Origin of the sequence: Salmonella enterica subsp. arizonae (assembly GCF_008692845.1) — a bacterium.
GTDB classification, from domain to species: Bacteria; Pseudomonadota; Gammaproteobacteria; order Enterobacterales; family Enterobacteriaceae; genus Salmonella; species Salmonella arizonae.
In genome coordinates this window covers 44,067-62,630 of the sequence record NZ_VXJW01000007.1, presented here as the reverse complement: position 1 = coordinate 62,630, position 18,564 = coordinate 44,067, and the positions used below count along the sequence as shown (strand labels likewise).

The following is an 18,564-nucleotide window of genomic DNA, read 5'->3' as shown; positions in this document are numbered from 1 at the left end:
ACACTTAACGATAAGACACGATAATATCAGCATTGGCGATAACCCGTCTCCGATATAATTCAACAGCATTCTGAGGGGGTATGATACGACGTAATTTATCGTAACGAAGTCACCTTTTCAGGAGTCTAAATTATGTCTTCGGATGCTGATGCTCACAAAGTGGGTCTAATCCCCGTCACCTTAATGGTCTCAGGGAATATTATGGGTTCAGGGGTATTCTTACTCCCTGCCAACCTGGCGGCTACTGGCGGGATTGCAATCTACGGATGGCTGGTCACTATCATCGGCGCCCTGGCGCTGTCGATGGTGTATGCCAAAATGTCGTCCTTAGATCCCAGTCCCGGCGGTTCCTATGCCTATGCACGCCGCTGCTTCGGACCGTTTTTAGGCTATCAAACGAACGTGTTGTACTGGCTGGCATGCTGGATCGGTAATATCGCCATGGTCGTTATCGGCGTCGGCTACCTGAGCTATTTCTTCCCGATTCTGAAAGATCCGCTGGTATTAACGCTTACCTGCGTCGCTGTGCTGTGGATTTTCGTTCTGTTGAACATCGTCGGGCCGAAAATGATTACCCGCGTACAGGCCGTCGCCACCGTACTGGCGCTGGTACCTATCGTAGGGATTGCGGTCTTCGGCTGGTTCTGGTTTAAAGGCGAAACCTATATGGCAGCCTGGAACGTGAGCGGCATGAATACCTTCGGCGCGATTCAAAGCACGTTGAACGTCACTCTGTGGTCATTCATCGGGGTAGAAAGCGCCTCCGTTGCGGCCGGGGTGGTGAAAAACCCAAAACGCAACGTGCCTATCGCCACCATCGGCGGGGTACTGATCGCCGCCGTCTGCTACGTGCTCTCCACGACGGCTATTATGGGGATGATCCCCAATGCGGCGCTGCGTGTATCGGCATCGCCTTTCGGCGATGCGGCGCGTATGGCACTTGGCGATACGGCAGGGGCTATCGTTTCCTTCTGTGCGGCGGCGGGTTGCCTGGGTTCTCTCGGCGGATGGACGCTTCTTGCCGGCCAAACCGCAAAAGCGGCGGCGGATGATGGCCTCTTCCCACCGATCTTCGCCCGGGTTAATAAAGCCGGTACGCCAGTGGCCGGGTTGCTTATCGTCGGCGTGTTGATGACCATCTTCCAGTTCAGCAGCATGTCGCCGAACGCCGCGAAAGAGTTTGGTCTGGTCTCCTCCGTGTCGGTCATCTTCACCCTGGTACCTTATCTTTACACCTGTGCCGCGCTGTTGCTGTTGGGCCACGGTCACTTTGGTAAAGCGCGCCCGCTGTATCTGGCTATCACGTTTATCGCGTTTATCTATTGCATCTGGGCGGTCGTCGGCTCCGGCGCTAAAGAAGTTATGTGGTCATTCGTCACGCTGATGGTTATCACCGCGCTGTATGCCTTGAATTACAACCGTATCCACAAAAACCCGTATCCGCTGGATGCGCCGGTTAAGCAGGATTAACCACGTCGTTAATGTTATTGCAACAGGCCGGATAGTGAAGGTTATCCGGCCGCCACCAACATTAAGTTCTTAAGGTTTGCTTAATTTTACTTTGTCACGATTAGCGCCACTGAATCGATGGACACATCAATATGTTAACGCGCTTTCTTAAAAGACCTGTTCTTGGGCAAATCGCCTGGCTTCTGCTTTTTTCCTTTTATATTGCCGTCTGCCTGAACATTGCGTTCTATAAGCAGGTACTGCAAGACCTACCGTTAAACTCGCTACGCAATGTACTGGTGTTTATTTCCATGCCGGTCGTCGCATTCAGCGTGGTCAATAGCGTGATAACGCTGGCCTCTTTTATTTGGCTAAACCGACTGCTGGCCTGCGTTTTTATTCTGGTCGGCGCTGCCACGCAGTATTTTATTTTAACTTACGGCATCATCATCGATCGTTCCATGATCGCCAATATGATGGATACCACTCCTGCGGAAACCTTTGCGCTAATGACGCCGCAAATGGTGCTGACGCTGGGATTAAGCGGCATTCTGGCGGCAGTGATTGCCTGCTGGATCAAAATCCGCCCCGCGACGTCGCGATTACGTAGTGGGCTTTACCGCCTGATCAGCGTTCTGCTCTCTATCTTATTTATTATTCTGGTCGCCGCCTTTTTCTATAAAGATTACGCTTCGCTATTTCGAAATAATAAACAGTTGATTAAAGCATTAAGCCCATCAAACAGTATTGTCGCCAGTTGGTCATGGTATTCGCATCAACGGCTGGCGAATTTGCCGCTGGTACGCATTGGCGAGGATGCCCATCGCAATCCATTAATGCTGAAAGGCGATCGCAAAAACCTGACGATTCTCATCGTTGGCGAAACCTCGCGCGGCGATGATTTCTCTCTTGGCGGCTATCCGCGTGACACCAATCCGCGGCTGGCAAAAGACGATGTGATCTACTTTCCGCATACCACATCTTGCGGTACGGCGACCGTGATCTCCGTTCCCTGCATGTTCTCTGATATGCCACGCAAACATTATGACGAAGAACTGGCGCATCACCAGGAGGGGCTGCTGGATATTATCCAGCGTGCGGGAATTAACGTGCTGTGGAATGATAATGACGGCGGCTGTAAAGGCGCATGTGATCGCGTTCCGCATCAAAATATCACCGAACTAAACTTGGCTGGACAGTGTATCGACGGCGAGTGCTACGATGAGGTGTTATTTCACGGTCTGGAAGACTATATCAACCATTTGAAAGGCGATGGCGTTATTGTGTTGCATACCATAGGTAGCCACGGCCCAACGTATTACAACCGTTATCCGCCGCAGTTTAAAAAATTTACCCCAACCTGTGACACCAATGAAATTCAGAACTGTTCCCAAGAGCAGTTGGTCAATACTTATGATAACACCGTGCTGTACGTGGATTATATTGTGGATAAAGCCATTAACTTGCTGAAATCACATCAGGATAAATTCACGACCAGTCTGGTCTATCTTTCCGACCACGGCGAATCTTTGGGCGAAAATGGCGTCTATTTACACGGTCTGCCGTATTCTATTGCGCCGGATACGCAAAAACATGTCCCGATGCTTATTTGGCTTTCCAAAGATTATCAACAACGTTATCAGATAGATCAGTCCTGTTTGCAAAAACGGGCGAGCACGCTGGATTATTCACAGGACAACCTTTTCTCAACCATGCTGGGATTAACCGGCGTACAAACGAAGTATTACCAAGCCGCAGATGATATTCTGCACCCGTGCAGGAGACTAAGCGAATGAAGATTCTGATTGTTGAAGACGACACGCTATTATTACAGGGGTTAATACTCGCCGCGCAAACCGAAGGCTATGCGTGTGATGGCGTTTCGACAGCGCGAGCCGCCGAGCGCAGCCTGGAGTCAGGTCATTACAGCCTAATGGTGCTGGATTTAGGGCTGCCCGATGAGGATGGCCTGCATTTTCTGACGCGAATGCGGCAGAAAAAATACACCCTGCCGGTACTCATTCTGACCGCCCGCGATACGCTCAACGACCGCATTACTGGGCTGGATGTCGGCGCGGATGATTATCTGGTTAAACCCTTCGCCCTGGAGGAGTTGCACGCCCGTATCCGCGCACTACTGCGCCGCCATAATAATCAGGGCGAAAGTGAACTGGCGGTCGGCAATCTGACGCTCAATATGGGACGACATCAGGCGTGGATGGACGGACAGGAGCTGACCCTGACGCCTAAGGAGTACGCGCTGCTCTCACGGTTGATGCTCAAGGCGGGCAGTCCGGTACACCGGGAGATTCTTTATAACGATATCTACAACTGGGATAACGAGCCCTCGACCAATACTCTGGAAGTGCATATTCATAATTTGCGCGACAAAGTCGGCAAATCGCGCATTCGTACGGTTCGCGGGTTTGGCTACATGCTGGTTGCCGCTGAGGAAAGCTAAGTGAGGCTAATGCGTTTTCGGCAAAGAGCGATGACCCTTCGCCAGCGTTTAATGCTGACAATCGGGCTTATTCTGCTGGTGTTTCAGTTAATCAGTACCTTCTGGCTATGGCACGAAAGCACCGAGCAAATCCAACTGTTCGAGCAAGCATTGCGGGATAATCGCAACAACGATCGCCATATCATGCACGAAATTCGCGAGGCGGTCGCCAGTCTGATCGTCCCCGGCGTATTTATGGTTAGCCTGACGCTACTGATTTGCTACCAGGCGGTACGGCATATTACCCGTCCACTCGCCGAACTGCAAAAAGAGCTTGAAACGCGGACGGCGGATAATCTGGCGCCGATCGCGATTCACAGCTCCACACTTGAGATTGAGTCCGTCGTCTCCGCGATCAATCAACTGGTTACGCGGTTGACCACCACGCTCGACAATGAACGTCTTTTTACGGCCGATGTGGCTCATGAGTTACGCACGCCGCTGGCGGGGGTGCGTTTGCATCTGGAATTACTGTCAAAAACCCACAATATTGATGTCGCGCCGCTTATCGCCAGGCTTGATCAGATGATGGATAGCGTCTCCCAGCTTCTGCAACTGGCGCGCGTGGGCCAGTCATTCTCTTCCGGAAATTATCAGGAAGTGAAGCTGCTGGAAGATGTGATCCTTCCCTCCTACGATGAGCTAAATACCATGCTGGAAACGCGCCAGCAAACTCTGCTGCTGCCGGAAAGCGCGACGGACGTGATGGTACGAGGCGACGCGACATTACTGCGTATGCTGCTGCGAAATCTGGTGGAAAATGCGCATCGCTATAGCCCTGAAGGAACGAAGATTACTATTCACATTAGCGCCGCCCCCGACGCCATTATGGCGGTCGAAGACGAGGGGCCGGGGATTGATGAAAGCAAATGCGGGAAGTTAAGCGAGGCGTTCGTGCGGATGGACAGCCGTTATGGCGGCATCGGACTGGGGCTGAGTATCGTCAGCCGCATCACCCAACTGCATCAGGGACAGTTTTTCCTGCAAAACTGTACAGACAGAACAGGCACCCGCGCCTGGGTGCTATTGAAAAAGACATAAACAGGCGTTTAATACGTAGTGACCCACACATAGATAAAACTGCTGACAATCAGCAAACTACACAGGGTCGTCAAACTTGTATAAATATAGCTTTTCATGACGCTCTCCTCCAAAGGTATGGAGGAGAGCGTGCCAGCAAGAGATTAAGCGAACCTTAAGCACGACATTTATTCATCAATGCGCGGATGTTGTTGCACCAGACGCGAACGTTTAACCTGCAACTCCGCGATCTCCTGATCGATATCGTCGATTTTCTGCTCAATATTATCGTAATGCTCACCCAGAATTTCCTTCGCTTCCTGGATGTCCGACGCCGCTGGCGTTGCGCCTTTTAGCGGACGATTGGCCGTCTCTTTCATGGAGATACCGGTAATCAAACCTATGACTGCAATGACCATCAAATAATACGCAGGCATCATCAGATCCTGCGAACTTTCCACCAGCCAGGCAGCCAGCGTCGGCGTCAGCCCGGCAATCAACACAGAGATGTTAAAGGCCGCCGCCAGCGCGCTATAACGAATATGCGTCGGGAACATCGCCGGCAACGTCGAGGCCATCACTCCGGTAAAGCAATTCAGAATCACCGCCAGCATCAACAAACCGGCAAAAATCAGGCCAATAATATTACTGTTAATCAGAATGAAGGCCGGAATCGCCAGTGCGAACAGTGCGATACTGCCCATAATGACAAACGGACGACGGCCAAAACGATCGCTTAACAGCCCCATCACTGGTTGCACAAACAGCATCCCAATCATAATGGCGATAATAATCAACACGCCGTGATCTTCAGAATAGCGCAGGTTATGCGACAGATAGCTCGGCATGTAGGTGAGCAGCATGTAGTAGGTCACGTTGGTGGCAATCACCAGCCCGATACACGACAACAGGCTACGCCAGTGTTTACCGGCGATCTCTTTAAAGGAGACTTTCGGCCCATCCTGCAACCCTTCGCGGTCGCCCTGTTCCAGTTTATCCACGTGCTGCTGAAACGCTGGCGTCTCTTCCAGCGCATGGCGTAAGTAGAGACCGATAATCCCCAACGGCAGGGCGATAAAGAACGGAATACGCCAGCCCCATTCCAGGAAATTCTCCTCGCCGACAATCGTCGAGATTAAAACCACCACGCCCGCGCCCAGTACGAAGCCTGCGATGGAACCAAAATCCAGCCAGCTTCCCATAAACCCACGTTTACGGTCCGGCGAATATTCAGCGACAAAGATCGACGCGCCGGTATATTCCCCGCCAACCGAGAAGCCCTGTGCCATTTTACACAGCAACAATAGTATCGGCGCCCAGATACCGATCGTCGCATAAGAGGGAATTAACCCGATACAAAAGGTACTGATCGACATAATTACAATCGTGATCGCCAGGATCTTCTGGCGCCCGTATTTATCGCCGAGCATACCAAAGAATAAACCGCCAAGCGGTCGAATCAGGAAGGGAACGGAAAACGTAGCCAGCGCGGCAATCATCTGTACGCCCGGATCGGCGCCGGGGAAAAAGACTTTACCCAACGCATAGGCAACAAATCCATAAACACCAAAATCAAACCACTCCATCGCGTTGCCCAGCGAGGCGGCAGTTATCGCTTTGCGAAGTTTCCCGTCATCAATGATGGTCACATCGCCCAGCGTAATCGGTTTTATTTTTTTCCTTTTCAGCATAGCTGTCCTCATAGGCTAAGCCCTGTAGCGCTATATACGGCGGGCACTGGCGTACCGCGCCAGCGTCGCCGTCGAGCGGAGGGAGAGCGCGAACGCTATCTCTCATACAAGCGTAGCAGGTTTACTTACACTGTCCGGTTACGGACTATACAACCGAACCTGTTGACGCCTGAATGGGCAGTTAATGTCCTCTTTACCCTAACAGGGTTTAAATATGTGATCAACTTCACACATATATGTCAATCTTATCAAAAGATGTAAATAAAAAGCGGCTTATCTCCTGTACGCCTCGTAAAAAAGCGATGATTCTGGTGTAAACCATGGCTGACTATCGTTGCGCCAAAGCATTGCGCAGCCGCTTTTGTAAAAGCGGCAATAGTCCCGACAATGCTAAGGATTTTGTGTATAATTGCGGCCTTTTTCGGCGATCTGCCATTTTGGGCACATTTGCCCCCCGCTGACTTTTTGAGGAAACCAACATGTCATTACCCCACTGCCCGCAATGTAACTCCGAATATACCTACGAAGATAACGGCATGTTCATCTGCCCGGAATGCGCTCACGAATGGAACGATGCGGAACCCGCTCTGGAGAGCGATGAACTGATCGTTAAAGACGCCAACGGCAATCTGTTAGCGGACGGCGATAGCGTCACCATCGTGAAAGATCTGAAAGTAAAAGGCAGCTCTTCCATGCTGAAAATCGGCACCAAGGTGAAGAATATTCGTCTGGTTGAAGGCGACCATAACATCGACTGCAAAATCGACGGTTTTGGCCCAATGAAACTGAAATCCGAATTCGTGAAAAAGAACTGAGTTACCTTGTCATTGCCCGGTGACACTACGTTTACCGGGCCTGAGCGCCCTCTCCTCCCACAAAATTATACAAATTTTAAACTACACTTAACGAGCGTCTCTTACCTGAGGTAAACATCATGCCGTTAAGTCCCTACATCTCTTTTGCCGGCAACTGTGCCGACGCTATCGCGTACTACCAACACACGTTAGGCGCAGACCTGCTCTATAAAATCAGCTTCGGTGAAATGCCCCCATCGGCGCAGGATAGCGAAGAGGGCTGCCCGTCAGGAATGATCTTCCCCGATACCGCGATCGCCCACGCCAACGTGCGCATTGCGGGTAGCGACATCATGATGAGTGATGCTATCGCGTCGGGAACAGCGCATTATTCCGGCTTTACGCTGGTGCTTGATACACAAGATGTGGAAGAAGGTAAGCGCTGGTTTGATGACCTTGCCGCGCAAGGACAAATCGAAATGGACTGGCAGGAGACCTTCTGGGCGCATGGCTTCGGAAAGGTCAGCGATCGGTTCGGCGTGCCGTGGATGATTAATGTTGTTAAACAGCAACCTGCCACCTAACTCCCTAGGAGGCGCAGCCTCCCGCGGTGTCATCAAATCTCCCTTAACTCTTCATCTTGAAGTAACCAACCATTAACCAGAGCGTCACATAAATTCGTCACGATAGGGCCACTTTTTTAGGGAGGCCGCAATATGCAAACGATTATTCGTGTCGAGAAACTCTCCAAAACATTTCAGCAAAATCGGGCGCTTAATGCGGTTGATCTGAATATCGCCGCTGGTGAAATGGTCGCTCTGCTTGGCCCATCCGGTTCCGGCAAATCCACCCTTTTACGTCATTTGAGCGGGCTTATCACAGGCGATAAAACGCCGGAAAGCCGTATTGAGCTACTGGGCCGCACCGTCCAGTGCGAAGGCCGACTGGCGCGCGACATCCGTAAGAGCCGCGCCCATACCGGCTGTATCTTTCAGCAATTCAACCTGGTCAACCGTCTGACGGTGCTGGAAAACGTGCTGATTGGCGCGCTCGGTAGTACGCCGCTCTGGCGTACCTGTGTTCGCTGGTTCACCCGGCAACAGAAACAGCGGGCATATCAGGCACTGACTCGCGTCGGTATGGCGCACTTTTCGTATCAGCGCGTCTCTACACTCTCCGGTGGTCAGCAGCAGCGCGTCGCTATCGCCCGCGCCTTAATGCAACAGGCGCAAGTCATCCTCGCCGATGAACCCATCGCTTCGCTGGACCCGGAGTCGGCGCGCATCGTGATGGACACGCTGCGCGATATCAATCAGACCGACGGCATTACCGTGGTCGTCACCCTGCACCAGGTGGATTACGCCCTGCGCTACTGCGAACGCATTGTCGCGCTGCGGCAGGGAAACGTCTTTTACGACGGCGGCAGCCAACACTTTGATAACGATCGATTTGACCATCTTTACCGCAGCATTAATCGCGTCGAACAGAACGCGCAGGCTGCTTAACATCCCAAACGAGGAATGGAAATGAACTACAGAACGGTTGCTGCTCTGGCGTTTACCAGCATGTTTAGCGTCAGTGCTCTGCTCAGTCCCGCACTTGCCAAAGAACAGGAAAAGGCGCTGAACTTTGGCATTATCTCGACCGAATCGCAGCAAAATCTGAAGCCGCAGTGGGACCCGTTCCTGAAGGATATGGAAAAGACGCTGGGCGTGAAAGTGAACGCCTTCTTCGCCCCGGACTACGCGGGTATTATTCAGGGAATGCGCTTTAACAAAGTCGATATCGCCTGGTATGGCAATCTTTCTGCGATGGAAGCGGTAGATCGCGCCAACGGCCAGGTGTTTGCTCAGACCGTTGCGGCGGACGGATCGCCGGGTTACTGGAGCGTGCTGATCGTCAACAAAGACAGTCCGATCAACAACCTCAGCGATCTGATCGCCAAACGTAAAGATCTCACCTTCGGCAACGGCGATCCTAACTCCACCTCAGGCTTTCTGGTTCCCGGCTATTATGTCTTCGCCAAAAACAATATTTCTACCAGCGACTTCAAACGTACCGTTAATGCCGGACACGAAACCAACGCGCTGGCGGTCGCCAACAAGCAGGTAGATGTCGCCACCAACAACACTGAAAACCTCGACAAGCTAAAAACCTCTGCGCCGGACAAGCTGAAAGAGCTGAAGGTCATCTGGAAGTCGCCGTTGATCCCTGGCGATCCTATCGTCTGGCGCAAAAATCTCTCCGATGCCACCAAAGACAAGGTGTACGACTTCTTTATGAACTACGGCAAAACGCCGGAAGAGAAAACCGTGCTTGCGCGTCTGGGCTGGGCGCCGTTCCGCCCCTCCAGCGACCTGCAACTGCTGCCGATTCGCCAGCTAACGCTGTTTAAAGAAATGCAGAGCATCAAGGACAACAAAGGACTGAGCGAGGAAGAGAAAGCCAGCAAAACCTCGGCGCTGAAAGCGCAGCTTGACGATCTCGACCGCCTGACCGCCGCGCTCGGCGCGATGACCAGCGTCACCAAAGCCGTGCAGTAACCCGTAGGTCGGATAAGCAAAGCGCCATCCGGCATGAGCGCCCTGCCGGATGGCGATGCCAAAACGTCTTATCCGGCCTACAGCGCAAACACACGTTCCTGTGGAGCCAAATATGCAAACCATCACCGTCGCCCCGCCAAAGCGTAGCTGGTTCTCGCTGTTGAGCTGGGCCATCCTGCTCGCCGTGTTGGTCGTATCGTGGAAGGGCGCTGAAATGGCCCCGCTCACGCTGATCGCGGATTCCGGCAATATGGCGACCTTCGCCGCCGACTTCTTCCCGCCGGACTTCAGCCAGTGGCAGAACTATCTCAGCGAAATGGCCGTGACCCTGCAAATCGCCGTCTGGGGCACCGCCCTGGCCGTCATTCTGTCGATTCCTTTTGGCCTGATGAGCGCCGATAACATCGTACCGTGGTGGGTTTACCAGCCGGTACGCCGCTTGATGGACGCCTGTCGCGCCATTAATGAAATGGTCTTCGCCATGCTGTTTGTCGTCGCCGTCGGTCTCGGCCCGTTCGCGGGGGTGATGGCGCTGTTTATCCACACCACCGGCGTGCTCTCCAAACTGCTTTCCGAAGCGGTCGAAGCCATTGAGCCCGGCCCGGTTGAAGGTATTCGCGCTACCGGCGCCAATAAGCTCGAAGAAATTCTTTTTGGCGTACTGCCGCAAGTACTGCCGCTACTGATCTCCTACTCGTTATACCGTTTTGAATCTAACGTCCGCTCCGCGACGGTGGTCGGAATGGTCGGCGCAGGCGGCATCGGCGTCACTCTGTGGGAAGCGATTCGCGGCTTTCAGTTCCAGCAAACCTGCGCCCTGATGGTGTTAATCATTGTCACCGTCAGCCTGCTGGACTTCCTCTCTCAACGTTTACGTAAACACTTTATCTAATTAACGAGGCACTGCTTGCCATGCACTTCGATACCACTACCCGCCAGCGCTGGATGCGAGCGCTGGCTTACAGCGATGCCGATGCGCTAAACACCCGTATGCAGGCGTTAAAACTGGCTCCAACCTACGAACTGATTCGCGCCCCGGAAACCGGACTGATGCAGATTCAGGCGCGAATGGGCGGCACCGGCAGCCGCTTCTTTGCCGGCGACACTACTCTGACGCGGGCAGTCGTGCGCCTGAAAAGCGGCACGCTGGGCTACAGCTATCTGCTGGGACGCAACAAACCGCACGCCGAACAGTGTGCCGTCATCGACGCCCTGCTTCAGGAACCGTCCCATTTTCAGACTCTGATGGAAACCTTAATTGCCCCGCTGGAGGCGGAACGCGAGGCGCAGATACGCGCTCGCGCTGCCGAAGTGAACGCCAGCCGGGTCGACTTCTTCACGCTGGTACGCGGAGATAACGCATGACACGATCCACGGCACTACAGACCGCCTTTAACCTGCCCGTCCAGGACGCGCAACAGAGCTTTCGCCGCCTGCTGAAAGCGATGAGCGAACCGGGCGTGATGGTTGGCTTGCATCAACTGAACCATGGCTGGCAGCCGCTAAATCTTGCCACGACCAGCGTCCTGCTGACGCTGGTTGACGGCGACACCCCGGTCTGGCTATCGCCTGCCGTTAATAACGATATCGCCCGCCAGAACCTGCGCTTCCACACCAATGCGCCGCTGGTTGAACAACCGCAGCAGGCTACCTTCGCCGTCGCCGACGCGCGCATCAGCGGCGAGCAGCTTAACGCGCTTTCCGCCGGATCCGCCGTCGCACCGGAAACCAGCGCCACGCTGATCGTCCAGCTTTTCGCTCTGAGCGGCGGCCGGATGCTACGCCTGACCGGCGCAGGCATCGCCGAAGAGCGGATGATTGCCCCGCAGTTGCCGGACTGCCTGCTTCACGAACTGACCGAGCGTCCGCATCCCTTCCCGCTGGGAGTCGATTTACTCCTCACCTGCGGCGAACGGCTGCTGGCCATCCCGCGAACCACCCACGTGGAGGTGTGCTGATGTACGTCGCTGTCAAAGGGGGCGAAAAAGCGATAGCCAACGCCCACGCCTTACAGGAGAACCGCCGCCGGGGCGACAGCGCCATCGCCGAACTCAGCGTGGCGCAAATCGAGCAGCAGATGGGCCTCGCCGTAGATCGTGTGATGACCGAAGGCGGCATTGCTGACCGCGAGCTGGCGGCGCTGGCGCTGAAACAGGCCAGCGGCGATAACGTTGAGGCTATTTTTCTGCTGCGCGCTTATCGCACCACTCTGGCGAAGCTGGCGGTGAGCGAGCCGATGAATACCGCAAACATGCGCCTGGAACGCCGCATCTCCGCGGTCTACAAAGATATTCCTGGCGGGCAGTTATTAGGCCCAACCTATGATTACACCCATCGTCTGTTGGATTTTACGTTGCTGGCGAATGGTGAAACGCCGCCGCTACGCACCGCCGATAACGCGCCAGAAGCCGCTCCGCACGTCTTTTCACTGCTGGCGAATCAGAACCTGGCGAAGCGTGAAGAAGATAACGGCGCAGAGCCGGATGATATCACCCGCACGCCGCCGGTTTACCCCTGTTCCCGCGCCTCGCGTCTGCAACAGCTCATGCGCGGCGACGAAGGTTACCTACTGGCGATGGCTTACTCCACCCAGCGCGGCTACGGGCGCAACCACCCGTTCGCGGCGGAGATCCGCAGCGGTTACGTGGCGCTGGAAACGGTAGCAGAAGAGCTGGGATTTGCAGTAAACGTCGGCGAAGTGCTGATGACAGAATGCGAAATGGTGAACGGCTTTGTCGCGCCGGAAAACGACACGCCGCATTTTACCCGCGGCTACGGACTGGTCTTCGGCATGAGCGAACGTAAAGCAATGGCAATGGCGCTGGTGGACAGAGCCCTACAGGCGCCCGACTACGATGAAGCGGTCACAGGCCCGGCGCAGGACGAAGAGTTCGTACTGGCGCATGCGGATAACGTCGAGGCGGCGGGTTTTGTTTCGCATCTCAAACTCCCCCATTACGTCGATTTCCAGGCCGAGCTGGAACTGCTCAAACGCCTGCAACAGGAGGCCGTCCGTGACCACTAATCTCTCTGGCTACAACTTTGCCTATCTGGACGAGCAGACTAAACGCATGATCCGCCGCGCGATTTTAAAAGCGGTGGCGATTCCCGGCTATCAGGTGCCGTTTGGCGGCCGCGAAATGCCGATGCCTTACGGCTGGGGTACTGGGGGTATTCAGCTAACCGCCAGTGTGATTGGCGAAGCGGACGTGCTGAAAGTGATCGACCAAGGGGCGGACGACACCACCAACGCGGTGTCTATCCGCAACTTCTTCAAGCGCGTCACGGGCGTAGCTACGACGGAGCGCACCGAAGACGCGACGCTGATCCAGACCCGTCATCGAATCCCGGAAACACCGCTGGCGGAAGATCAGATCCTGATCTTCCAGGTGCCGATCCCAGAACCGCTGCGCTTTATCGAACCCCGTGAAACGGAGACCCGCACCATGCACGCGCTGGAAGAGTACGGCGTGATGCAGGTGAAGCTGTATGAGGATATCGCCCGCTTCGGCCATATCGCCACTACCTACGCTTACCCAGTAAAGGTTAACGGGCGCTACGTCATGGACCCGTCGCCAATCCCGAAATTCGATAACCCGAAGATGGACAGGATGCCCGCGCTGCAACTGTTCGGCGCGGGCCGAGAGAAACGCATCTACGCCGTCCCGCCGTATACGCGGGTGGAAAGCCTCGATTTTGATGACCATCCGTTCCGCGTACAGAGCTGGGACGAACCCTGCGCCATCTGCGGTTCAACTCATAGCTATCTCGATGAAGTGGTACTCGATGACACCGGCAAACGGATGTTTGTCTGTTCCGATACCGACTACTGCCGCCAACAGAGCGAGGCCCTCAACAAATGACGCAACCGCTGCTTTCAGTCAACAACCTGACCCATCTCTACGCGCCGGGCAAAGGCTTCAGCGATGTCTCTTTTGATCTGTGGCCTGGCGAAGTGCTGGGTATCGTCGGGGAGTCCGGTTCCGGCAAGACCACGCTGCTGAAGTCGATCTCTTCACGTCTGACGCCGCAGTCGGGCGAGATTCGCTATCAGAACCGTTCGCTGTATGGAATGAGTGAAGCCGAACGCCGTCGTCTGCTGCGTACCGAATGGGGCGTGGTGCATCAGCATCCGCTGGACGGCCTGCGCCGCCAGGTCTCGGCGGGCGGCAATATCGGCGAGCGTCTGATGGCGACGGGAGCGCGTCACTACGGCGAAATCCGCGCTACCGCCCGGCGCTGGCTGGAGGAGGTTGAAATTCCCGCCTCGCGCATCGACGACCTGCCCACCACCTTCTCCGGCGGGATGCAGCAACGTTTGCAGATTGCCCGTAACCTGGTCACTCACCCCAGTCTGGTATTTATGGACGAGCCCACCGGCGGGCTGGATGTCTCCGTGCAGGCCAGACTGCTGGACCTGCTGCGTGGTCTGGTGGTGGAGCTGGATCTGGCGGTAGTGATTGTGACCCATGATTTAGGGGTAGCCCGCCTGCTGGCGGATCGTCTGCTGGTGATGAAACAGGGGCAAGTGGTGGAAAGCGGGTTAACCGACCGGGTGCTCGACGACCCGCATCACCCGTATACCCAACTGTTGGTGTCATCGGTATTGCAGAACTGATTTTTTGTTTTGCCGGATGGCTGCTGCGCCTTATTCAGCCTACAGGTGCGCTTTTTGTAGGCCGGGTAAGCGAAGCGCCACCCGGCGATAAGAACTAAGAGGCCAACATGATTCGCGTTGAAAACGTCAGTAAAACCTTTGTATTACATCAGCAAAACGGCGCGCGTCTACCTGTGCTGCAAAACGCTACGCTGGAAGTGAAAAATGGCGAATGCGTCGTGCTGCACGGTCACTCCGGCAGCGGCAAATCGACGCTGCTGCGCTCGCTGTTCGCCAACTACCTACCGGATGAAGGACACATCCACATTCGTCACGGCGATGAGTGGGTGGATCTGGTACAGGCGCCGGCGCGTAAAGTGCTGGAAGTCCGCCGTACCACCATCGGTTGGGTAAGCCAGTTTCTGCGCGTTATTCCCCGAATTCCAACGCTGGAGGTGGTAATGCAGCCACTGCTGGATCTGGGAGTCCCACGCGAACAGTGCGCCGCCAAAGCGGCCAGCCTGCTCATCCGCCTTAACGTGCCGGAGCGTCTGTGGCACTTGGCGCCATCGACCTTTTCCGGTGGCGAACAGCAGCGCGTGAACATCGCGCGCGGATTCATCGTCGATTACCCGATTTTATTGCTGGATGAACCTACCGCCTCGCTGGACGACAACAATAGTGCCGCCGTGGTAGCGCTGATTACCGAAGCCAAAGCGCGCGGCGCGGCGATCGTCGGCATTTTTCATGACAAGGCCGTGCGCGACCGCGTAGCGGATCGTTTGCATCCGATGGGAATAACAGCATGATTATCAATAATGTAAAGCTGGTACTGGAAGATGAAGTGGTGCAGGGATCGCTGGAAATGCAGGACGGCGTTATCCGGAATGTCGCCGATAGCCAAACTCGTCTCCCCGCCGCGCTGGATGGCGAAGGCGGCTGGCTGCTGCCGGGATTAATCGAGCTGCATACCGACAATCTCGACAAATTTTTCACTCCGCGCCCGAAAGTAGACTGGCCTGCCCATTCAGCGATGAGCAGCCACGATGCGCTGATGGTCGCCAGCGGCATTACCACCGTGCTGGACGCCGTCGCCATTGGCGATGTGCGCGACGGCGGCGACCGTCTGGAAAACCTGGAAAAGATGATCAATGCCGTGGAAGAGACGCAAAAACGCGGCCTCAACCGCGCCGAACACCGTTTACATCTGCGCTGCGAGCTACCACATTACACCACCTTGCCGCTGTTTGAAAAGCTGGCCGATCGCGACGCGGTCACTCTGGTTTCGCTGATGGATCACTCGCCGGGCCAGCGTCAATACGTCAGCCTTGAGAAATATCGCGAGTATTATCAAGGAAAATATCATCTGACCGACGATGAAATGGATCGTTTTGAAGCGGAACAGAGAGCATTGGCCGAGCGATGGTCCACCCCGAATCGCCAGTCCATCGCCGCGATGTGTCAGGCGCGTCATATCACCCTGGCAAGCCACGATGACGCCACTTACGCACATGTGCGCGAATCGCACCTGATGGGCAGCGTGATCGCCGAATTTCCTACCACCTTCGAAGCCGCACAAGCCTCACGTCAGCATGGGATGAATGTACTGATGGGCGCGCCGAATATCGTGCGCGGCGGTTCGCACTCCGGCAACGTGGCGGCGCATAAGCTGGCTGAGCTGGGGCTGCTGGATATTCTCTCTTCCGACTATTACCCTGCCAGCCTACTGGATGCGGCGTTTCGCGTGGCGGATGATGCCAATAACACGTTTACCCTGCCGCAGGCCATTTGTCTGGTAACACTCAACCCCGCGCGGGCGCTCAGGCTGGATGACCGTGGCGTCATCGCGCAAGGAAAACGCGCCGACTTGGTGTTGGCGCACCATAAAGACGATCACGTCCATATCGATCATGTCTGGCGTCAGGGAAAAAGGGTGTTTTAACGATGGGGAAACTGATCTGGTTAATGGGGCCATCCGGCTCCGGTAAAGACAGTTTGCTGGCGGAGCTTCGTCAGCAGGAACATGAACAGTTGCTTATCGCTCACCGCTACATTACGCGTGCGGCGAATGCAGGTAATGAAAACCATATCGCATTGAGTGAACAAGAGTTTTTCATTCGCGCGAAACAAAATCTGCTGGCGCTGAGCTGGTACGCTAACGGCTTTTATTACGGACTCGGCATTGAAATAGATCTCTGGCTACACGCTGGTTTTGACGTGGTGGTCAACGGTTCGCGAGCGCATTTGCCACAGGCGCAGGCGCGCTACGGTACTTCTCTATTACCTGTCTGCCTGACGGTTTCACCCGATATTTTACGCCAGCGTCTGCAGACGCGCGGGCGAGAAAATGACGCCGAAATCGCCGCCCGTCTGGAACGAGCGGCGCATTATCCGCCGTTTAACTGCCATACAGTTAATAACGACGGAAGTTTGCTACAGTCTGTCGAAAGACTGCTCATTCTGATGGGACGTAAGGAGGAACATTATGCCAGTCTGTGAATTACGTCGCGCAACGGCAGAGGATACCGATTCCGTTTACGCGCTTATCTGTGAGCTAAAGCAAGATGAAGTTAATTATCAAGCCTTTAGCAAAGGATTCGCCGCTAACTTGCAGGCCCCCCATTTTCGATATCATTTAGCGCTTTACAATGGAGAGGTGGTCGGCATGATCGGCCTGCATATGCAGTTTCATCTTCATCATGCGAACTGGATCGGCGAAATTCAGGAGCTGGTGGTAATGCCGCAGGCGCGCGGGTTGAAGGTGGGGAGCAAACTGTTGGCTTGGGCGGAAGAGGAAGCGCGTCGGGCGGGCGCGGAGATGACGGAGCTTTCCACCAGCATCAAGCGCCACGACGCTCATCGATTCTATCTACGCGAAGGTTATTCGCAGAGCCACTTCCGCTTTACCAAAATGCTGTGAGGCATTGATGAGTTTGAGCATTACGCTGACAGGCACCGGCGGCGCGCAGGGCGTACCGGCATACGGCTGTGACTGCCCTGCCTGCCGTCGGGCGCAAATGCAGCCCCGGTTTCGCCGTCGCCCCTGTAGCGGCGTGGTCAAATTCAACGGCGCCGTAACCTTGATCGATGCTGGTCTCCACGATCTGACAGATCGCTGGCCCGCCGGATCGTTCCGGCAGTTTTTGCTCACCCATTATCATATGGATCATGTGCAGGGATTGTTTCCGCTACGCTGGGGCATGGGACCATCGATCCCGGTTTATGGCCCACCGGACGAGCAGGGGTGCGACGATCTGTTTAAGCACCCCGGTATACTTGATTTCACCTATACCGTTGAGCCGTTTGTAACGTTTGATTTACAGGGATTGCAGGTAACGCCACTGCCGCTCAACCACTCAAAACTGACCTTTGGCTACCTGCTGGAATCGGCACACAGCCGCGTGGCATGGTTATCTGATACCGCAGGCTTACCCGATAGCACGCTAAAATTCCTCCTCAACAATTCCCTACAGGTAGTGGTGATCGACTGTAGCTATGAACCACGCTCCGTGCCGCCGCGTAACCACAGCGACTTAAACAGAGTTATTGCCATTAATGAGATGGTTCGCTGCCCGCGGGTCATTGTTACTCATATCAGTCATCACTTTGATACATGGATGATGGCGAACAACCTGCCTGACGGTATTGAAGCAGGTTATGACGGGATGGAAATCGTTCTGGAGTAAGCCCGCTTGTCGGCCTCAGGTATACCTTGTTTCGCCACGATCTGAAAAAGCGACTTTTTGCTTTCACGCTTTAATCTTAAAAATAAACACTCTCTGTGTTGGTATTAATCCGCCAATATACATTTAATATAAAAATAATATAAAGCTTTAATTTTTTACCTTATAAATGATTTAACAGACAGTTAATTACTGTTGCGCACAAATACCTAAGAGAAATAGTTATCCAGATCACATTTGTTATTCTAAAAATAACAGATTCGGTTTTATGATAGCAGGCAACATCA

Annotated in this window: 21 protein-coding genes; 19 read left to right on the top strand and 2 right to left on the bottom strand. The window is 54.5% G+C overall.

From position 1 onward, the window contains the following. Positions 1-132 precede the first annotated feature (132 nt). The 4 genes from adiC to pmrB all read left to right on the top strand — a co-directional run bounded on the left by adiC (position 133) and on the right by pmrB (position 4,990). Entirely contained in the window at positions 133-1,470 is a 1,338-nt protein-coding gene (adiC, locus tag F4V61_RS14335; protein WP_038397150.1) for an arginine/agmatine antiporter, read from the top strand. A gap of 131 nt (positions 1,471-1,601) precedes the next feature. Beyond that, positions 1,602-3,245 carry a phosphoethanolamine transferase EptA gene (gene eptA, locus F4V61_RS14330; RefSeq protein ID WP_079799568.1) on the top strand — a complete coding sequence of 548 codons (1,644 nt, stop codon included), beginning with the start codon at positions 1,602-1,604 and terminating at the stop codon, positions 3,243-3,245. Continuing rightward, entirely contained in the window at positions 3,242-3,910 is a 669-nt protein-coding gene (gene pmrA / locus F4V61_RS14325; protein WP_000697903.1) for a two-component system response regulator PmrA, read from the top strand. The genes eptA and pmrA overlap by 4 nt, the downstream gene beginning before the upstream one ends. 9 nt (positions 3,911-3,919) lie before the next feature. Then, a complete protein-coding gene (pmrB, locus tag F4V61_RS14320; RefSeq protein WP_038397152.1) occupies positions 3,920-4,990 on the top strand; it encodes a two-component system sensor histidine kinase PmrB in 1,071 nt (356 codons plus the stop codon). A gap of 8 nt (positions 4,991-4,998) precedes the next feature. On the opposite strand, the gene pmrR is transcribed toward pmrB, so the two are convergent. Continuing rightward, positions 4,999-5,088, bottom strand: coding sequence for an LpxT activity modulator PmrR (gene pmrR, locus F4V61_RS14315; protein ID WP_000844408.1), 90 nt, complete (start codon positions 5,086-5,088; stop codon positions 4,999-5,001). Positions 5,089-5,157: 69 nt separating this feature from the next. Beyond that, the gene (gene proP, locus F4V61_RS14310) at positions 5,158-6,660 is read right to left on the bottom strand and encodes a glycine betaine/L-proline transporter ProP (RefSeq protein ID WP_038397153.1); all 1,503 of its coding nucleotides are present in this window, start codon (positions 6,658-6,660) and stop codon (positions 5,158-5,160) included. 479 nt (positions 6,661-7,139) lie between these two features. Here proP and F4V61_RS14305 point away from each other — a divergent pair, with 479 nt between their 5' ends. From F4V61_RS14305 to phnP, 15 genes are all read left to right on the top strand, one after another. Beyond that, a complete protein-coding gene (locus tag F4V61_RS14305) occupies positions 7,140-7,475 on the top strand; it encodes a zinc ribbon domain-containing protein YjdM (protein WP_038397154.1) in 336 nt (111 codons plus the stop codon). A 119-nt stretch (positions 7,476-7,594) separates the two neighbouring features. Further along, on the top strand, positions 7,595-8,038 hold the full coding sequence (gene yjdN, locus F4V61_RS14300; RefSeq protein WP_038397155.1) for a VOC family metalloprotein YjdN: 444 nt from the start codon (positions 7,595-7,597) through the stop codon (positions 8,036-8,038). A gap of 132 nt (positions 8,039-8,170) precedes the next feature. After that, on the top strand, positions 8,171-8,959 hold the full coding sequence (gene phnC, locus F4V61_RS14295; protein WP_079799567.1) for a phosphonate ABC transporter ATP-binding protein: 789 nt from the start codon (positions 8,171-8,173) through the stop codon (positions 8,957-8,959). 21 nt (positions 8,960-8,980) lie between these two features. Beyond that, on the top strand, positions 8,981-9,997 hold the full coding sequence (phnD, locus tag F4V61_RS14290; protein WP_001109548.1) for a phosphonate ABC transporter substrate-binding protein: 1,017 nt from the start codon (positions 8,981-8,983) through the stop codon (positions 9,995-9,997). A gap of 112 nt (positions 9,998-10,109) precedes the next feature. Further along, a complete protein-coding gene (gene phnE / locus F4V61_RS14285) occupies positions 10,110-10,889 on the top strand; it encodes a phosphonate ABC transporter, permease protein PhnE (RefSeq protein ID WP_077946144.1) in 780 nt (259 codons plus the stop codon). 20 nt (positions 10,890-10,909) lie between these two features. Continuing rightward, a complete protein-coding gene (gene phnG, locus F4V61_RS14280) occupies positions 10,910-11,362 on the top strand; it encodes a phosphonate C-P lyase system protein PhnG (protein WP_000545348.1) in 453 nt (150 codons plus the stop codon). Beyond that, positions 11,359-11,955: a phosphonate C-P lyase system protein PhnH gene (gene phnH, locus F4V61_RS14275; RefSeq protein ID WP_038397157.1), complete on the top strand. Its 597-nt coding sequence runs from the start codon at positions 11,359-11,361 to the stop codon at positions 11,953-11,955. The genes phnG and phnH overlap by 4 nt, the downstream gene beginning before the upstream one ends. Continuing rightward, a complete protein-coding gene (locus F4V61_RS14270; RefSeq protein WP_000289063.1) occupies positions 11,955-13,022 on the top strand; it encodes a carbon-phosphorus lyase complex subunit PhnI in 1,068 nt (355 codons plus the stop codon). The genes phnH and F4V61_RS14270 overlap by 1 nt, the downstream gene beginning before the upstream one ends. Positions 13,023-13,068: 46 nt before the next feature. Continuing rightward, entirely contained in the window at positions 13,069-13,860 is a 792-nt protein-coding gene (phnJ, locus tag F4V61_RS14265) for an alpha-D-ribose 1-methylphosphonate 5-phosphate C-P-lyase PhnJ (protein ID WP_048908650.1), read from the top strand. Next, positions 13,857-14,615 (top strand): phosphonate C-P lyase system protein PhnK, encoded by a 759-nt coding sequence (phnK, locus tag F4V61_RS14260; protein ID WP_000193408.1) that lies wholly within the window; start codon positions 13,857-13,859, stop codon positions 14,613-14,615. The genes phnJ and phnK overlap by 4 nt, the downstream gene beginning before the upstream one ends. A 107-nt stretch (positions 14,616-14,722) precedes the next feature. Beyond that, a complete protein-coding gene (gene phnL, locus F4V61_RS14255) occupies positions 14,723-15,403 on the top strand; it encodes a phosphonate C-P lyase system protein PhnL (RefSeq protein ID WP_000621683.1) in 681 nt (226 codons plus the stop codon). Next, on the top strand, positions 15,400-16,536 hold the full coding sequence (gene phnM, locus F4V61_RS14250) for an alpha-D-ribose 1-methylphosphonate 5-triphosphate diphosphatase (RefSeq protein WP_080161081.1): 1,137 nt from the start codon (positions 15,400-15,402) through the stop codon (positions 16,534-16,536). The genes phnL and phnM overlap by 4 nt, the downstream gene beginning before the upstream one ends. Before the next feature lie 2 nt (positions 16,537-16,538). Beyond that, the gene (gene phnN, locus F4V61_RS14245; RefSeq protein WP_038397160.1) at positions 16,539-17,093 is read left to right on the top strand and encodes a ribose 1,5-bisphosphokinase; all 555 of its coding nucleotides are present in this window, start codon (positions 16,539-16,541) and stop codon (positions 17,091-17,093) included. Then, a complete protein-coding gene (phnO, locus tag F4V61_RS14240) occupies positions 17,080-17,514 on the top strand; it encodes an aminoalkylphosphonate N-acetyltransferase (protein ID WP_038397163.1) in 435 nt (144 codons plus the stop codon). The genes phnN and phnO overlap by 14 nt, the downstream gene beginning before the upstream one ends. Before the next feature lie 7 nt (positions 17,515-17,521). After that, positions 17,522-18,280 carry a phosphonate metabolism protein PhnP gene (gene phnP, locus F4V61_RS14235; RefSeq protein ID WP_079799565.1) on the top strand — a complete coding sequence of 253 codons (759 nt, stop codon included), beginning with the start codon at positions 17,522-17,524 and terminating at the stop codon, positions 18,278-18,280. Positions 18,281-18,564: the final 284 nt, after the last annotated feature.

Coding starts and splice junctions, on each gene's coding strand:
- phnO (WP_038397163.1), top strand. CDS start 17,080: ATGCCAGTCTGTGAATTACGTCGCGCAACGGCAGAGGATACCGATTCC.
- phnN (WP_038397160.1), top strand. CDS start 16,539: ATGGGGAAACTGATCTGGTTAATGGGGCCATCCGGCTCCGGTAAAGAC.
- phnE (WP_077946144.1), top strand. CDS start 10,110: ATGCAAACCATCACCGTCGCCCCGCCAAAGCGTAGCTGGTTCTCGCTG.
- proP (WP_038397153.1), bottom strand. CDS start 6,660: ATGCTGAAAAGGAAAAAAATAAAACCGATTACGCTGGGCGATGTGACC.
- phnH (WP_038397157.1), top strand. CDS start 11,359: ATGACACGATCCACGGCACTACAGACCGCCTTTAACCTGCCCGTCCAG.
- phnL (WP_000621683.1), top strand. CDS start 14,723: ATGATTCGCGTTGAAAACGTCAGTAAAACCTTTGTATTACATCAGCAA.
- phnK (WP_000193408.1), top strand. CDS start 13,857: ATGACGCAACCGCTGCTTTCAGTCAACAACCTGACCCATCTCTACGCG.
- pmrR (WP_000844408.1), bottom strand. CDS start 5,088: ATGAAAAGCTATATTTATACAAGTTTGACGACCCTGTGTAGTTTGCTG.
- phnD (WP_001109548.1), top strand. CDS start 8,981: ATGAACTACAGAACGGTTGCTGCTCTGGCGTTTACCAGCATGTTTAGC.
- phnG (WP_000545348.1), top strand. CDS start 10,910: ATGCACTTCGATACCACTACCCGCCAGCGCTGGATGCGAGCGCTGGCT.
- eptA (WP_079799568.1), top strand. CDS start 1,602: ATGTTAACGCGCTTTCTTAAAAGACCTGTTCTTGGGCAAATCGCCTGG.
- F4V61_RS14305 (WP_038397154.1), top strand. CDS start 7,140: ATGTCATTACCCCACTGCCCGCAATGTAACTCCGAATATACCTACGAA.
- adiC (WP_038397150.1), top strand. CDS start 133: ATGTCTTCGGATGCTGATGCTCACAAAGTGGGTCTAATCCCCGTCACC.
- phnJ (WP_048908650.1), top strand. CDS start 13,069: ATGATCCGCCGCGCGATTTTAAAAGCGGTGGCGATTCCCGGCTATCAG.
- phnM (WP_080161081.1), top strand. CDS start 15,400: ATGATTATCAATAATGTAAAGCTGGTACTGGAAGATGAAGTGGTGCAG.
- phnP (WP_079799565.1), top strand. CDS start 17,522: ATGAGTTTGAGCATTACGCTGACAGGCACCGGCGGCGCGCAGGGCGTA.
- F4V61_RS14270 (WP_000289063.1), top strand. CDS start 11,955: ATGTACGTCGCTGTCAAAGGGGGCGAAAAAGCGATAGCCAACGCCCAC.
- pmrA (WP_000697903.1), top strand. CDS start 3,242: ATGAAGATTCTGATTGTTGAAGACGACACGCTATTATTACAGGGGTTA.
- yjdN (WP_038397155.1), top strand. CDS start 7,595: ATGCCGTTAAGTCCCTACATCTCTTTTGCCGGCAACTGTGCCGACGCT.
- pmrB (WP_038397152.1), top strand. CDS start 3,920: ATGCGTTTTCGGCAAAGAGCGATGACCCTTCGCCAGCGTTTAATGCTG.
- phnC (WP_079799567.1), top strand. CDS start 8,171: ATGCAAACGATTATTCGTGTCGAGAAACTCTCCAAAACATTTCAGCAA.